Here is a 14549-nt window from a genome sequence, read left to right as displayed (position 1 = left end):
AACGCAGGGCGCACATTGCCGATACCTTCGGCAGTCGCGGCATCCCGTTCCAGTTTTTCGACGCACTGATGCCGTCTGAAAGGCTGGAACGGGCGATGGCGGAACTCGTCCCCGGCTTGTCGGCGCACCCCTATTTGAGCGGAGTGGAAAAAGCCTGCTTTATGAGCCACGCCGTATTGTGGAAACAGGCATTGGACGAAGGCTTACCGTATGTTGCCGTATTTGAGGATGATGTTCTGCTTGGCAAAGACGCAGAAAAGTTCCTTGCCGAAGATACTTGGTTGGAAGAGCGTTTTGATAAGGATTCCGCCTTTATCGTCCGTTTGGAAACGATGTTTATGCACGTCCTGACCTCGCCCTCCGGCGTGGCGGACTACGGCGGGCGCGCCTTCCCGCTGTTGGAAAGCGAACACTGGGGGACGGCTGGCTATATTATTTCCCGAAAGGCGATGCGTTTTTTCTTGGACAGGTTTGCCGTTTTGCCGCCCGAACGCCTGCACCCTGTCGATTTGATGATGTTCGGCAACCCTGACGACAGGGAAGGAATGCCGGTTTGCCAGCTCAATCCCGCCTTGTGCGCCCAAGAGCTGCATTATGCCAAGTTTCACGACCAAAACAGCGCATTGGGCAGCCTGATCGAACATGACCGCCGCCTGAACCGCAAACAGCAAAGGCGCGATTCCCCCGCCAACACATTCAAACACCGCCTGATCCGCGCCTTGACCAAAATCGGCAGGGAAAGGGAAAAACGCCGGAAAAGGCGCGAACAGACAATCGGCAAGATTATTGTGCCTTTCCAATAAAAGGAGAAAAGATGGACATCGTATTTGCGGCAGACGACAACTATGCCGCCTACCTTTGCGTTGCGGCAAAAAGCGTGGAAGCGGCCCATCCCGATACGGAAATCAGGTTCCACGTCCTCGATGCCGGCATCAGTGAGGAAAACCGGGCGGCGGTTGCCGCCAATTTGCGGGGGGGGGGTAATATCCGCTTTATAGACGTAAACCCCGAAGATTTCGCCGGCTTCCCCTTAAACATCAGGCACATTTCCATTACGACTTATGCCCGCCTGAAATTGGGCGAATACATTGCCGATTGCGACAAAGTCCTGTATCTGGATACGGACGTATTGGTCAGGGACGGCCTGAAGCCCTTATGGGATACCGATTTGGGCGGTAACTGGGTCGGCGCGTGCATCGATTTGTTTGTCGAAAGGCAGGAAGGATACAAACAAAAAATCGGTATGGCGGACGGAGAATATTATTTCAATGCCGGCGTATTGCTGATCAACCTGAAAAAGTGGCGGCGGCACGATATTTTCAAAATGTCCTGCGAATGGGTGGAACAATACAAGGACGTGATGCAATATCAGGATCAGGACATTTTGAACGGGCTGTTTAAAGGCGGGGTGTGTTATGCGAACAGCCGTTTCAACTTTATGCCGACCAATTATGCCTTTATGGCGAACGGGTTTGCGTCCCGCCATACCGACCCGCTTTACCTCGACCGTACCAATACGGCGATGCCCGTCGCCGTCAGCCATTATTGCGGCTCGGCAAAGCCGTGGCACAGGGACTGCACCGTTTGGGGTGCGGAACGTTTCACAGAGTTGGCCGGCAGCCTGACGACCGTTCCCGAAGAATGGCGCGGCAAACTTGCCGTCCCGCCGACAAAGCATATGCTTCAAAGATGGCGCAAAAAGCTGTCTGCCAGATTCTTACGCAAGATTTATTGACGGGGCAGGCCGTCTGAAGCCTTCAGACGGCATCGGACGTATCGGAAAGGAGAAACGGATTGCAGCCTTTAGTCAGCGTATTGATTTGCGCCTACAACGCAGAAAAATATTTCGCCCAATCGCTGTCCGCCGTCGTGAATCAGACTTGGCGCAACTTGGATATTTTGATTGTCGATGACGGTTCGACGGACGGCACGCCCGCCATTGCCCGGCGTTTCCAAGAACAGGACGGCAGGATCAGGATAATTTCCAATCCCCGCAATTTGGGCTTTATCGCCTCTTTAAACATCGGGCTGGACGAATTGGCAAAGTCGGGGGGGGGGGGGGAATATATTGCGCGCACCGATGCCGACGATATTGCCTCCCCCGGCTGGATTGAGAAAATCGTGGGCGAGATGGAAAAAGACCGCAGCATCATTGCGATGGGCGCGTGGTTGGAAGTTTTGTCGGAAGAAAACAATAAAAGCGTGCTTGCCGCCATTGCCCGAAACGGCGCAATTTGGGACAAACCGACCCGGCATGAAGACATTGTCGCCGTTTTCCCTTTCGGCAACCCCATACACAACAACACGATGATTATGAGGCGCAGCGTCATTGACGGCGGTTTGCGGTTCGATCCAGCCTATATCCACGCCGAAGACTATAAGTTTTGGTACGAAGCCGGCAAACTGGGCAGGCTGGCTTATTATCCCGAAGCCTTGGTCAAATACCGCTTCCATCAAGACCAGACTTCTTCCAAATACAACCTGCAACAGCGCAGGACGGCGTGGAAAATCAAAGAAGAAATCAGGGCGGGGTATTGGAAGGCGGCAGGCATAGCCGTCGGGGCGGACTGCCTGAATTACGGGCTTTTGAAATCAACGGCATATGCGTTGTACGAAAAAGCCTTGTCCGGACAGGATATCGGATGCCTCCGCCTGTTCCTGTACGAATATTTCTTGTCGTTGGAAAAGTATTCTTTGACCGATTTGCTGGATTTCTTGACAGACCGCGTGATGAGGAAGCTGTTTGCCGCACCGCAATATAGGAAAATCCTGAAAAAAATGTTACGCCCTTGGAAATACCGCAGCTATTGAAACCGAACAGGATAAATCATGCAAAACCACGTTATCAGCTTGGCTTCCGCCGCAGAGCGCAGGGCGCACATTGCCGATACCTTCGGCAGTCGCGGCATCCCGTTCCAGTTTTTCGACGCACTGATGCCGTCTGAAAGGCTGGAACGGGCGATGGCGGAACTCGTCCCCGGCTTGTCGGCGCACCCCTATTTGAGCGGAGTGGAAAAAGCCTGCTTTATGAGCCACGCCGTATTGTGGAAACAGGCATTGGACGAAGGCTTACCGTATGTTGCCGTATTTGAGGATGATGTTCTGCTTGGCAAAGACGCAGAAAAGTTCCTTGCCGAAGATACTTGGTTGGAAGAGCGTTTTGATAAGGATTCCGCCTTTATCGTCCGTTTGGAAACGATGTTTGCGAAAGTTATTGTCAGACCGGATAAAGTCCTGAATTATGAAAACCGGTCATTTCCTTTGCTGGAGAGCGAACATTGTGGGACGGCTGGCTATATCATTTCGCGTGAGGCGATGCGGTTTTTCTTGGACAGGTTTGCCGTTTTGCCGGCAGAGCGGATTAAAGCGGTAGATTTGATGATGTTTACTTATTTCTTTGATAAGGAGGGGATGCCTGTTTATCAGGTTAGTCCCGCCTTATGTACCCAAGAATTGCATTATGCCAAGTTTCTCAGTCAAAACAGTATGTTGGGTAGCGATTTGGAAAAAGATAGGGAACAAGGAAGAAGACACCGCCGTTCGTTGAAGGTGATGTTTGACTTGAAGCGTGCTTTGGGTAAATTCGGTAGGGAAAAGAAGAAAAGAATGGAGCGTCAAAGGCAGGCGGAGCTTGAGAAAGTTTACGGCAGGCGGGTCATATTGTTCAAATAGTTTGTGTAAAATATAGGGGATTAAAATCAGAAATGGACACACTGTCATTCCCGCGCAGGCGGGAATCTAGGTCTTTAAACTTCGGTTTTTTCCGATAAATTCTTGCCGCATTAAAATTCCAGATTCCCGCTTTCGCGGGAATGACGGCGGGGGGATTTCTGTTTTTCCGACAAATTCCTAAAACTTAAAATTCCGTTATTCCCGCGAAAACAGAAAACCAAAAACAGAAACCTGAAAACAGAAACCTAAAATTCGTCATTCCCGCGCAGGCGGGAATCCAGTCCGTTCGGTTTCGCTTGTTTTAAGTTTCGGGTAACTTCCACTTCGTCATTCCCGCGAAAGTGGGAATCCGGTTCGTTGAGTTTCAGTCATTTCCGATAAATCACCGCAACGTTAAATTTCTAGATTCCCGCCTGCGCGGGAATGACGGCGGAGAGGGTTTGTTGTTTCGGGTAAATCCCTGTAGTTTTTCGTTTCCAGATTCCCGCTTTCGCGGGGATGACGGCGGGGGGATTGTTGCTTTTTCGGATAAAATCCCGTGTTTTTTCATCTGCTAGGTAAAATCGCCCCAAAGCGTCTGCATCGCGGCGATGGCGGCGAGTGGGGCGGTTTCTGTGCGTAAAATCCGTTTTCCGAGTGTAACCGCCTGAAAGCCGGCTTCAAATGCCTGTTGTTCTTCCTGTTCTGTCCAGCCGCCTTCGGGCCCGACCATAAAGACGATTGCGCCGGACGGGTGGCGGATGTCGCCGAGTTTGCAGGCGCGGTTGATGCTCATAATCAGCCTGGTGCTTTCAGACGGCATTTTGTCGAGTGCTTCACGGTAGCCGATGATGGGCAGTACGGGGGGAACGGTGTTCCTGCCGCTTTGTTCGCACGCGGAGATGACGATTTCCTGCCAGCGTGCGAGGCGTTTGGCGGCGCGTTCTCCGTCGAGGCGGACGATGCAGCGTTCGCTGATGACGGGCTGTATGGCGGTTACGCCGAGTTCGACGCTTTTTTGCAGGGTGAAATCCATGCGATCGCCGGAGGAAATGGATTGGATGAGCGTGATGTTGAGCGGGGACTCGTTGTCGGTTGTGTCTTCGTGCAGGATTTCGGCTTCGGCGCGGTGTTTTTCCAAAACGGTCAGCCGTGCGGTATGTGCCTTGCCTTTGCCGTCGAAGAGGGTGATGTTTTCGTTGGGGCGGATGCGCAGGACGTTGAGGTGGCGGACGATGTTGTCGGGAAGGTCGACGGTTTGTCCGACGGAAAGGTTTTCGGGCAGGTAGAATCTGGGCATAGTTTTTGGCGGTTCGGACGGTTATAATCCGTCGCAGCGGCGTGATGGAAACGGACATTATACGTTCGCGCGCCGCAAGTTCAAAATATGAGGACAGTAGGAAGTGTTACACCGTTTGCAGAAAGTCGTGCGCCATATCGCGCAAACCGAAATTATGCCGCGTTTTTTGAATACGCCGTCCCGCCGCAAGGAAGACGGTTCGATGTTGAGCGAGGCGGACATTGCCGCGCAGACGGCATTTGCCGCCGCGTTGCCGCTTCTGATCGATTGCCCGATGTTGGGCGAGGAAATGTCGCGGCAGGAACAGTCGGCTTTGTGGGAACAATATTCGGGGGAAAAGGGGCTGTGGATTGTCGATCCGATAGACGGGACGAACAATTTTGTCAACGGGCTGCCGCATTTTGCCGTGTCGGTGGCGTTTGTCCGCAACGGGCGCGCCGAATTGGGCGTAATCTACAATCCGGTCAGCGGCGAATGTTTTTATGCCGAACGCGGGCAGGGTGCGTTTCTTAATGGGACACGCCTGCCTTTGCGTCTCGTGGATAAAAAACTCAATGAGGCGATTGCGGGCGTGGAAATCAAATATCTGCGTTCGGGCAAACTTTCCAGCCGCATGAGTACGCTCGCGCCTTTCGGGACGATACGCAGTATGGGCAGCAGCACGCTGGACTGGTGTTATCTGGCGTGCGGGCGTTATGATGTTTATGTCCACGGCGGGCAGAAGCTGTGGGATTATGCTGCGGGTGCGTTGATTTTCGAGGAGGCGGGCGGCAGGCTGACGACTTTGGAAGGCGACGGGTTTTGGAGTGGTGAACACGTGTTCAAACGCTCGGTCGTCGCCGCGCTCGAACCGAAGCTGTTTGAACGCTGGGTCGGGTGGATACGGGAAAACCAGTAGGTTCCAGATATATTCGTTAATATATTTTCAAAATTAATGTTTTTTAACATTAATAAAGGTACAATGCTTTTGCTGGTTAACGCTGCCGTTTCTCCCTTTTCGGCAGTGCAGCAAGTAAGATGTTTTCCCGCAATGTATTGACCATTCATACTTACCCTTGGTATGAATGGTTTTTTTTGCGCGTTGAAAATGCCGTCTGAACGTTCAGACGGCATTTTTATGCGACAGGTTGCAGATATTTGCCGCAGCAGGCTTTGAATTTTTTGCCCGAACCGCAAATGCAGGGCTGTTTCATGGTAGGCAGCGGAACAGTCGGATCGATGAAATACCATTGCTCCGCTATTTTCACGAATGCCGACAGCTCGTGATGCACTGTTCGGTTTCCGCCGTCTTGGAAGTAGGCTTCAAATTCGACTTGGGCGTGCTGTTTGCCGAGGTTGCGGTGTGCGATGACATTCAAGCCCAGCCATTCGGCTTCTCTGCTCCACTGCATCAGTTCGGCGGCATCGAGGAATGTTTGTTGCGCCGGAACGGTAGTAGCGATGATGTAGTCGATAAGGTGCAGCACATACGCGCCGTACCGCGAACGCATGAGGGCTTCGGCGGTGGGCGGCAGGATTTGGCGCAGATGAAGCGGTCGGCAGCAGCCGGCATAGCTTGTGCCTGAACCGCAGGGGCAGGGCAGGTGGTGGTGAGTGTTCATTTTGTTTGGGAATGCAAATGCCGTCTGAAAGGGCTTCAGACGGCATGGTTGAAAAGCCTGTCCGTTAGGGCATCAGCATACCGCCGTTGACGTGCAGCGTTTGACCGGTGATGTATTTCGCCTGATCGGAAGCGAGGAACAGAACCGCATCGGCGATGTCTTGCGCGTCGCCGAATCTGCCCAAGGCGGTTTGGGCGGTAAATGTTTGGCGGGTTTCTTCGGGCAGGGCGCGGGTCATATCGGTATCGATAAAGCCCGGGGCGACGCAGTTGACGGTAATGCCCCGGCTGCCGACTTCGCGCGCCATAGATTTGGCAAAACCGATCAAGCCCGCTTTTGCGGCGGCATAATTGGTTTGCCCGGCATTGCCCATCACGCCGACGACGGAGGTGATGTTGATGATGCGGCCGGAACGTTGTTTCATCATACCGCGCAAGACGGCTTTAGAAGCACGGAACACGGATTTGAGGTTGACCTGCATGATGTCGTCCCACTCTTCTTCTTTCATACGCATCAACAGGTTGTCGCGGGTGATGCCGGCGTTGTTGACCAGAATGTCGAGTTTGCCGAACGTTTTTTCGATGTCGGCAATCAGGTTTTCGACGGTTTCGGGTTCGGCGGAATTTAATACGCGGCCTTCGCCGCCCCATTGTGCCAGACGTTTGCTAATCGCCGCCGCACCGCTCTCGCCGGTTGCCGTACCGATGATTTTGGCACCGGCTGCCGCCAGTGTGTCGGCAATTGCCGCGCCGATGCCGCGCGATGCGCCGGTTACCAAAGCGATTTTGCCGCTTAAATCTTGTGTGCTCATATTTTTTCCTTTTTTCCGATAATCGAAGGACTGCGCCGGACGGTGCAGCCCTGTTTGCTGTTTATTCCCACTCGATGGTGGCGGGCGGTTTGCCGCTGACATCGTACACCACGCGGTTGATGCCTTTGACTTCGTTGATGATGCGGTTGGACACGCGGCCGAGCAGTGAGTATGGCAGCTCTGCCCAGTGTGCAGTCATAAAGTCGCTGGTGATGACTGCGCGCAGTGCGACGACGTAGTCGTAAGTGCGGCCGTCGCCCATCACGCCGACGGATTTGACGGGCAGGAATACGGCAAATGCCTGGCTGGTCAGGTCATACCAAGACGTGCCGTTTTCGTCGGTAGTATTGCGTAATTCTTGGATGAAAATATCGTCCGCCTGACGCAGCAAGTCGGCGTATTCTTTTTTCACTTCGCCCAAGATGCGCACACCCAAACCGGGGCCCGGGAAGGGGTGGCGGTACACCATTTCGCGCGGCAGGCCCAAAGCCACGCCCAACTCGCGCACTTCGTCTTTGAACAAGTCGCGCAAGGGCTCAAGCAGTTTGAGCTTCATATTTTCAGGCAGGCCGCCGACGTTGTGGTGGGATTTGATGGCGTGGGCTTTTTTGGTTTTCGCACCGGCGGATTCGATTACGTCGGGGTAAATCGTGCCTTGCGCCAGCCATTTGGCGTTGGTGAGTTTTTTCTCTTCGGCATCAAATACTTCGATAAATTCCGCGCCGATGATTTTGCGTTTTTTCTCAGGGTCGGTCACGCCGGCGAGTTTCGCCATAAACTGCCCTTCGGCATCGACGTGTATCACTTTCACACCCAAGTTGCGGGCGAACATATCCATCACCATTTTGCCTTCGTTCAGGCGCAACAAACCGTGATCGACGAACACGCAGGTCAGTTGGTCGCCGATGGCGCGGTGAATCAGCGCGGCGGCTACGGAAGAGTCCACGCCGCCGGACAGACCTAAAATCACTTCGTCGCTGCCGACTTGTTCGCGGATTTTGGCAACGGCTTCTTCGATGTAGTTGGGCATCGTCCAGCCCGGTTGCGCGCCGCAAATATCCAAGACAAAGCGGTTCAACAGGGCGCGGCCTTGTTTGGTGTGGGTAACTTCGGGGTGGAACTGGATGCCATAGAATTGTTTTTCGGTGTTTTCCATCATGGCAATCGGGCAGGACGGAGTGTCGCCGATGACGGCGAAACCGTCGGGCAGTTTGGACACTTTGTCGCCGTGGCTCATCCATACGTCGAGTGTGTTGGGCGCGTCGTCTTGAATGCCGCGTGTCAGTCCGCTGTCGATGGTTTTGACTTGCGCGTAACCGAATTCGCGCTGGTTGCCGGGCTGCACTTCGCCACCCAAGTGGTGCGCCATAAACTGCATGCCGTAGCAGATGCCCAAAACCGGAATGCCCAAATCAAAAATACCGGTATCGGCTTGATAGTCGGATTCGTAAACAGAATTAGGGCCGCCGGAAAGGATGATGCCTTTGGGGTTGAAGGCTTTGATTTCGTCCAAAGGCATATCGAAGGAATGCAGCTCGCAGTAAACGTGTGCTTCGCGCACGCGGCGGGCGATCAGCCGGGTAACTTGCGAACCGAAGTCGAGGATGAGGATTTTGTCTTGGGTCATAATGGGTTTTACGGTGGTTGAAGATAATCGGATGGGTCGGCGGATATAGTGCCGTCTGAAGGGGTCGGGGCGATTATACCATTTCGGACGGCATTTTGTTTATGCCGTCTGAACGGCGGCGGTATCTTTTCCGGAGATGTTCCTCAGCATGGTGTAGTAGCCGTTTTGGAACATGAGTTGATCGTGTGTGCCTTGTTCGATGATTTTGCCGCCATCCATGACGATGATGCGGTCGGCGGATTCGACGGTGGTCAGGCGGTGGGCGACGATGATGCCGGTGCGGTTTTCCATCAGGCGTTCGAGCGCTTGTTGGACGAGGCGTTCGGATTCGTTGTCCAATGCGCTGGTGGCTTCGTCCAATAATAATATCGGCGCGTCTTTCAAAATGGCGCGGGCAATGGCGACGCGTTGCCGCTGTCCGCCGGATAAGTTGCTGCCGTTCGATCCGATGGGCTGGTGCAGTCCGAGCGGGGATGCGTCGATCAGGCTTTGCAGGTTGGCGGCTTGGAGGGCGGACAGGACTTCGGATTCGCCAGCGTCGGGACGGCTGTATCGGACGTTTTCAAACAGGGTGTCGTCAAACAGGAATACGTCTTGGGAGACGAGGGCGAATTGGGCGCGCAGGCAGTCGAGTTTGATGTCGGCGATGTCGATACCGTCTATGCAGATGTTGCCGGCAGACGGTTCGACAAAGCGGGGCAGAAGGTTGACGACGGTGGATTTGCCACTGCCGGAACGTCCGACCAGGGCGACGCGTTCGCCTTGTCTGATGTCGAGGTTGAAGTTGTCGAGGGCTTTGATGCCGTCTGAACGGTATTCGACATCGACGTTGCGGAAGCTGATGCGCCCTTCGACACGCTGCGGCGCGAGCGTGCCTTTGTCCTGTTCGGGCGGGGTGTCGAGAAATGCACATACGCCGTCGGCGGCGAGGAACATCGTCTGCATAGGGATGCTGATGTTGGCAAGGCTTTTGATGGGGGCGTACATTTGCAGCATCGCGACGATGAATGCCATAAATTCGCCGATGGTGGTGTAGCCGTTTTGGCTTTGCCACAGGGCGATGAAGATGACGACGGCGAGGGCGATCGAGGCAATCAGTTCGCTGAACGGGGAATGTGCCGCCGTTGCCTGCGTGATTTTTTTGCTGAGGCGGACGATGGTGCGGTTGACCGCGTCGAACCGGTTTGCCGCCTGCGCCTGCCCGTTGAACAGCTTGACGACGCGGTGTCCCTGATGGGTTTCGGCAATCACGTTGTTCATCGTGCCTATGCTTTTTTGCGAGTCGGAAATGACGTGTTTCAAGCGGTCGCGGTAGTAGCGCGAGAGCAGGGAGAGCAGGGGGAACATCAGGACGACGATGAGGCTGAGCTGCCAGTTGAGGTAAAGCAGGACGATGGTCAGGCCGGTAACGATCATCGTGTCGCGCGTGAGGGCGGTGAAGATGTCGCTGGCGTTGCTGACCGACTGTTCGGTCAGGTTGAGCATATTCATCAGTACGGTGCCGGACGGCGTTTCCTGATGGTAGCGGGAGGAAAGGGTCAGCATTTTGGCAAACATATCTTTGCGGATTTTGCTGATGGTCATCACGGAGACCCAAGTCATCAGATAGGTGCTGGTAAAGCGGCAGATGCCACGGATGACGACGAGGATGATGAGGAAGAGGGGGACGGTCCAGATTTTGTTTTCCGTCCCCCAAACCATATAGGTAAACTGTTCGCGCCAGTTTTGCAGGGTGGAAAGGATGTCGGCGGCGGCGGACAGCTCGGGCGGCGCGGCGGGCGCGGAAAAGCCGTGGTTGATCAGGGGGGCGATGAAGGCGGCAAGATAGCTTTCGGTGGCGGCAACGCCGAAAATGGCAATCAGGGCGGCAACGATGCGGATTTTGTAGGGGCGGACGTACGCCATCAGGCGCATAAAGCTGCGCGCGTCTTCTTTTTTAAACAGTCCGAAAGTCAGTTTTTCTATCATATCGGTAGGGCGGGAACTGCAACGGCAGCCGCTGTCGGTGGTTTGGTAGGGATGGATTATAGCGCAAATATGCGGCTGTTTGCCGTTCGGACGTGAAAAGCAGCCTGAAGAGGGCAGGCTGCTTTTTGCGGAACGAAGTCAGTGCGCTTCGATAAAGGCGGTAATCTGTCCGGCATCGGTCAGTGCGCTGCACGCGGCGGCCTTGTTGATGCGTTTTGCCAAGCCCGCCAACACTTTGCCCGGGCCGCATTCGGCGGATTCGGCAATGCCGTCTGAAACGAGGGCGTTGACGGTTTCCGTCCAGCGCACGGGGCTGTAAAGCTGGCGGACGAGCGCGTCTTTGATTTTGCCGGCATCATCGTAGGCGGCAACGTCGGCGTTGTGGATGACACGGATTTGCGGCTGCTTGATTTCAACGGTTTTGAGTGTTTCGGCAAGTTTGTCGGCGGCGGGTTTCATCAGGCTGCAATGGGAAGGAACGGATACCGGCAGCGGCAGGGCGCGTTTGGCTCCGGCTTCTTTGGCGGCAGCCATGGTGCGTCCGACGGCGGCGGCGTTGCCTGCAATCACGACTTGTCCGGGCGAGTTGAAGTTGACGGCTTCGACCACTTCGCCCTGTGCGGATTCGGCACAAATCTGCCTGACCTGTTCATCTTCCAAACCCAAAATGGCCGCCATTGCGCCTACGCCTTGCGGTACGGCGGACTGCATCAGTTCGGCGCGCAGGCGGACGAGTTTGACGGCATCGGCAAAATCCAATGCGCCGGCGGCAACGAGTGCGGTGTATTCGCCGAGGCTGTGTCCGGCAACGGCGGCAGGCGTTTTGCCGCCCACTTCCAAATAGGCGCGGTAAACGGCAACGCCGGCGGCGAGCATAATGGGCTGGGTGTTGACTGTTTGACCGATGATTTCGGCATCGCTGCCGTTAATCATCGCCCACAAGTCCTGCCCCAATATGGCGGAGGCTTCGTCAAATGTGTTTTTGACGATGGCGTGTTCGGCAAAGCCGTTCATCATGCCGAGGCTTTGGGAACCTTGTCCGGGGAAGAAGAATGCGAAAGACATAGTATTCCTTTGTTGGGTTGGATTGTCAGAGATGTTGCCCGAGTTTTACAAAAAGTTCGGGCGGAACGAAATAATCAATCAGGATGCAGGTCGCCAGGACATTGCCCGAAACAGTCAGACGGAACAGCACAACAAAACGCTTTTTCGCCGTTTTATGCCTGAACATCCTACTACCCAAGTATGCGCCCGTCCAACCGCCGAACAAGGCAGGCAGGAGCAGGCGGTGTTCGGGAATGCGGCGTTTTCCCCGCACGGCACGCCGTTTGTCGATGCCGTAAAGTGCAAACGCATAGAGGGACAATATTGCGTAACACGCGCCCAATACGGGGAGGCGCAGCGAAACGGCGGACAGAAATGCCGCACACGCCATCGGTTTGAAGAAAGCCTGCCGCTTCATGATATGGGAAATGCCGTCTGAAAGCCTGTTTCAGACGGCACCGGTTTCAATATTGCAACAGCACCGCGCCCCACGCGAAACCGCCGCCTATGCCTTCGAGCAGCAGGTTTTGACCGCGTTTGATTTGTCCGCTGCGGATGCCCGCGTCCAAAGCCAGCGGAATGGATGCGGCGGACGTGTTGCCGTGGTCTTGGACGGTCAGGACGACTTTGTCCATACTCAAACCCAAATGTTTCGCGGTCGATTCGATAATGCGGCGGTTTGCCTGATGGGGAACAATCCAGTCGATTTGTTCGGCGGTGTAACCTGCTTCTTCGATAACGTCATCGGCGATTTTGGACAGCATTTTGACGGCAAACTTGAACACGCCGGGACCGTCCATCGAAATGTACGGCGAACCGGAAACTTTGCCGCAGGCGATTTGCCCGGGGACGTTTAAGAGTTTCAGATAATTGCCGTCGGCTTTGAGTTTGCTGTGGATGATGCCCGGTTTGTCGGACGCGCTTAAAACCACCGCGCCCGCGCCGTCGCCGAACAGCACGCAGGTTGTGCGGTCGTTCCAATCGACGATGCGGCTGAAGGTTTCCGCGCCGATGACCAGCGCGTTTTTCGCCATACCGCTTTTAATGTAGGCATTTGCCGTAGTCAGCGCGTACATAAAGCCTGCGCACACCGCCTGCACGTCAAACGCGGGGCAGCCGTTGGTGATGCCCAATTTTTGCTGCACGATGGTGGCGGTAGAAGGAAACTGCATATCCGGCGTTGCCGTCGCCACGATAATCAAATCAATGTCGTTTATATTTAATTTGGCATCTGCCAAAGCGCGCCGCGCCGCTTCGGCTGCAAGATCGCTGGTTTTTTCGTTTTCGGCTGCAATATGGCGGAATTTGATGCCCGTACGCGCGGTAATCCACTCGTCAGAGGTATCTACCTTTTGGGCAAGGTCGTCATTGCTGACGCGGTTGGCAGGAAGATAGCTGCCCGTGCCGGAAATTTTTGCATACTGCATGGGAACGGCCTTTTTAGAGAGTTGGTTCAGATTCGGCTATTGTAAGCGAAAAACCGATGATTGCCCAATACGGGCAGGGTGCAAATGACGGAAACAGGGATGGGGGTGTGGTTTGGCATACAGATGGTTTTCAGATGCGGATTGCCGTGGACGGGCGGGGCGGGGTTGCCGATACGCTGTTTTAAGCGAAGGAAATGCCGTCTGAAAGCCCAAGCTGCTTCAGACGGCATCTTGATTGTTGGGTTTCCATCAAATTATTTGGTGCCGGTGTTTGTTTTTGTCTGATAAATTCGGAAATGATATTTTGAATTGTAGAAATATTTTTAGAGATATGTTCAATAGGGTAGCAATCTCCCAAGATTTCCCTTGCCTTCCCGCTGTAATTTTCTGTTTTAAGGTTTTTTACTTTAATATCCCCGCCTTCTAAAATTGTTTGAATTATTGGCAAATATAGTGGATTAACAAAAATCAGGACAAGGCGGCGAAGCCGCGGACAGTACGGATAGTACGGAACCGGTTCACTTGGTGCTTGGGCACCTTAGGGAATCGTTCCCTTTGAGCCAAGGCGGGGCAACGCCGTACCGGTTTTTGTTAATCCACTATAATATCCTTTTTCAAAATAGACAGTTAATTCGGTATTGCCAAATTCCGGCTCGGGGATGATTCTGAAAACAAGGACGCCGGCTTTTTTCTCAAAATTTGATACGGAAAAAAAGCGATTGATTTCCCTAATGTCAGGATTTTCCAAAACGGGGATTTGGATTCGCTCCCCGTTGTCTGCCATAAAAAATCCGCCAAAAACGACCGTCGATGTTTTCATTCTTATCAAATCATTGGCTTTATTGGTTAATCGGACGTGCTTTCTATCTCAAATTCCTTGTTGATAAAAGAAATTTCCCGGGATTCTTGTTCCGTCAGCCGGATATCGAAATCTTCGATATAAGTACACAGGATGTCAAAAGCCAAAAAACGTTCCGAATAATGAATATAATCCAATGCGGATTCAATCAGACGGGCATCAAGCCTGCCTTCAAGGGATTTTCCGAACTTCATCATCCGTTTGTCTAGAGCTTTCATCCGTTTTTCTAATGTCTTCATTTTTCAAATACTCCTTATTTTA

At 53.7% G+C, this 14549-nt stretch carries 15 protein-coding genes and 2 pseudogenes; 5 read left to right on the top strand and 12 right to left on the bottom strand.

Going from position 1 to position 14549, the window contains the following annotated elements; genetic code table 11:
- The 4 genes from DFR77_RS03280 to DFR77_RS03265 form a co-directional block, all read left to right on the top strand.
- A partial coding sequence (locus DFR77_RS03280) for a glycosyltransferase family 25 protein (protein ID WP_211305717.1) occupies window positions 1–803 on the top strand: 803 nt, incomplete at its 5' end.
- Window positions 804–814: 11 nt separating this feature from the next.
- Window positions 815–1735 (top strand): glycosyltransferase family 8 protein, encoded by a 921-nt coding sequence (locus DFR77_RS03275; RefSeq protein WP_003696583.1) that lies wholly within the window; start codon window positions 815–817, stop codon window positions 1733–1735.
- 59 nt (window positions 1736–1794) lie between these two features.
- Window positions 1795–2811 (top strand): glycosyltransferase family 2 protein, encoded by a 1017-nt coding sequence (locus DFR77_RS03270; RefSeq protein WP_113852036.1) that lies wholly within the window; start codon window positions 1795–1797, stop codon window positions 2809–2811.
- An 18-nt stretch (window positions 2812–2829) separates the two neighbouring features.
- Window positions 2830–3672, top strand: a complete 843-nt coding sequence (locus DFR77_RS03265) for a glycosyltransferase family 25 protein (protein WP_113852035.1) — start codon at window positions 2830–2832, stop codon at window positions 3670–3672.
- 553 nt (window positions 3673–4225) lie between these two features.
- Here DFR77_RS03265 and DFR77_RS03255 read toward each other — a convergent pair.
- Complete coding sequence (locus DFR77_RS03255) at window positions 4226–4951, bottom strand: 16S rRNA (uracil(1498)-N(3))-methyltransferase (RefSeq protein ID WP_003699396.1); 726 nt, start codon at window positions 4949–4951, stop codon at window positions 4226–4228.
- A gap of 103 nt (window positions 4952–5054) precedes the next feature.
- Between DFR77_RS03255 and DFR77_RS03250 the strand changes: the two genes are divergently transcribed.
- Window positions 5055–5849: an inositol monophosphatase family protein gene (locus DFR77_RS03250; protein WP_003687170.1), complete on the top strand. Its 795-nt coding sequence runs from the start codon at window positions 5055–5057 to the stop codon at window positions 5847–5849.
- Between the two features lie 217 nt (window positions 5850–6066).
- Here the strand turns inward: DFR77_RS03250 and DFR77_RS03240 are convergent, their stop codons facing one another.
- From DFR77_RS03240 to DFR77_RS03190, 11 genes and pseudogenes are all read right to left on the bottom strand, one after another.
- On the bottom strand, window positions 6067–6552 hold the full coding sequence (locus DFR77_RS03240; protein WP_003687172.1) for a YchJ family protein: 486 nt from the start codon (window positions 6550–6552) through the stop codon (window positions 6067–6069).
- 64 nt (window positions 6553–6616) lie between these two features.
- Window positions 6617–7363 carry a 3-oxoacyl-ACP reductase FabG gene (gene fabG, locus DFR77_RS03235; RefSeq protein ID WP_050154159.1) on the bottom strand — a complete coding sequence of 249 codons (747 nt, stop codon included), beginning with the start codon at window positions 7361–7363 and terminating at the stop codon, window positions 6617–6619.
- 61 nt (window positions 7364–7424) lie between these two features.
- Entirely contained in the window at window positions 7425–8990 is a 1566-nt protein-coding gene (gene guaA, locus DFR77_RS03230; protein WP_003702177.1) for a glutamine-hydrolyzing GMP synthase, read from the bottom strand.
- A 99-nt stretch (window positions 8991–9089) separates the two neighbouring features.
- Complete coding sequence (gene msbA, locus DFR77_RS03225) at window positions 9090–10958, bottom strand: lipid A export permease/ATP-binding protein MsbA (RefSeq protein ID WP_017146686.1); 1869 nt, start codon at window positions 10956–10958, stop codon at window positions 9090–9092.
- Window positions 10959–11096: 138 nt separating this feature from the next.
- Window positions 11097–12023, bottom strand: a complete 927-nt coding sequence (gene fabD / locus DFR77_RS03220) for an ACP S-malonyltransferase (RefSeq protein ID WP_003692446.1) — start codon at window positions 12021–12023, stop codon at window positions 11097–11099.
- 25 nt (window positions 12024–12048) lie between these two features.
- The gene (locus tag DFR77_RS03215) at window positions 12049–12420 is read right to left on the bottom strand and encodes a DUF1294 domain-containing protein (protein WP_003687178.1); all 372 of its coding nucleotides are present in this window, start codon (window positions 12418–12420) and stop codon (window positions 12049–12051) included.
- Window positions 12421–12466: 46 nt separating this feature from the next.
- Window positions 12467–13429, bottom strand: a complete 963-nt coding sequence (locus DFR77_RS03210; protein ID WP_003687179.1) for a beta-ketoacyl-ACP synthase III — start codon at window positions 13427–13429, stop codon at window positions 12467–12469.
- 26 nt (window positions 13430–13455) lie between these two features.
- The gene (locus DFR77_RS03205) at window positions 13456–13659 is read right to left on the bottom strand and encodes a hypothetical protein (protein ID WP_003694669.1); all 204 of its coding nucleotides are present in this window, start codon (window positions 13657–13659) and stop codon (window positions 13456–13458) included.
- A gap of 53 nt (window positions 13660–13712) precedes the next feature.
- Window positions 13713–13901, bottom strand: a pseudogene (locus DFR77_RS03200) (DUF6911 family protein); the annotation flags it as partial.
- 132 nt (window positions 13902–14033) lie between these two features.
- Window positions 14034–14249, bottom strand: a pseudogene (locus DFR77_RS03195) (DUF6911 family protein); the annotation flags it as partial.
- A 26-nt stretch (window positions 14250–14275) separates the two neighbouring features.
- Complete coding sequence (locus DFR77_RS03190; protein WP_003687181.1) at window positions 14276–14527, bottom strand: MafI family immunity protein; 252 nt, start codon at window positions 14525–14527, stop codon at window positions 14276–14278.
- Window positions 14528–14549 lie beyond the last annotated feature (22 nt).

Origin of the sequence: Neisseria gonorrhoeae (assembly GCF_003315235.1) — a bacterium.
Lineage (GTDB): Bacteria > Pseudomonadota > Gammaproteobacteria > Burkholderiales > Neisseriaceae > Neisseria > Neisseria gonorrhoeae.
Note: the sequence above shows the minus strand (reverse complement) of the source record. Positions and strands in the feature narration are given on the sequence as shown.

Excerpts from the sequence above, each read along its gene's own strand:
- DFR77_RS03275 (WP_003696583.1), top strand. The coding sequence starts at position 815 with ATGGACATCGTATTTGCGGCAGACGACAACTATGCCGCCTACCTTTGC.
- DFR77_RS03265 (WP_113852035.1), top strand. The coding sequence starts at position 2,830 with ATGCAAAACCACGTTATCAGCTTGGCTTCCGCCGCAGAGCGCAGGGCG.
- DFR77_RS03255 (WP_003699396.1), bottom strand. The coding sequence starts at position 4,951 with ATGCCCAGATTCTACCTGCCCGAAAACCTTTCCGTCGGACAAACCGTC.
- DFR77_RS03240 (WP_003687172.1), bottom strand. The coding sequence starts at position 6,552 with ATGAACACTCACCACCACCTGCCCTGCCCCTGCGGTTCAGGCACAAGC.
- fabG (WP_050154159.1), bottom strand. The coding sequence starts at position 7,363 with ATGAGCACACAAGATTTAAGCGGCAAAATCGCTTTGGTAACCGGCGCA.
- guaA (WP_003702177.1), bottom strand. The coding sequence starts at position 8,990 with ATGACCCAAGACAAAATCCTCATCCTCGACTTCGGTTCGCAAGTTACC.
- msbA (WP_017146686.1), bottom strand. The coding sequence starts at position 10,958 with ATGATAGAAAAACTGACTTTCGGACTGTTTAAAAAAGAAGACGCGCGC.
- fabD (WP_003692446.1), bottom strand. The coding sequence starts at position 12,023 with ATGTCTTTCGCATTCTTCTTCCCCGGACAAGGTTCCCAAAGCCTCGGC.
- DFR77_RS03215 (WP_003687178.1), bottom strand. The coding sequence starts at position 12,420 with ATGAAGCGGCAGGCTTTCTTCAAACCGATGGCGTGTGCGGCATTTCTG.
- DFR77_RS03210 (WP_003687179.1), bottom strand. The coding sequence starts at position 13,429 with ATGCAGTATGCAAAAATTTCCGGCACGGGCAGCTATCTTCCTGCCAAC.
- DFR77_RS03205 (WP_003694669.1), bottom strand. The coding sequence starts at position 13,659 with ATGCCGTCTGAAGCAGCTTGGGCTTTCAGACGGCATTTCCTTCGCTTA.
- DFR77_RS03190 (WP_003687181.1), bottom strand. The coding sequence starts at position 14,527 with ATGAAGACATTAGAAAAACGGATGAAAGCTCTAGACAAACGGATGATG.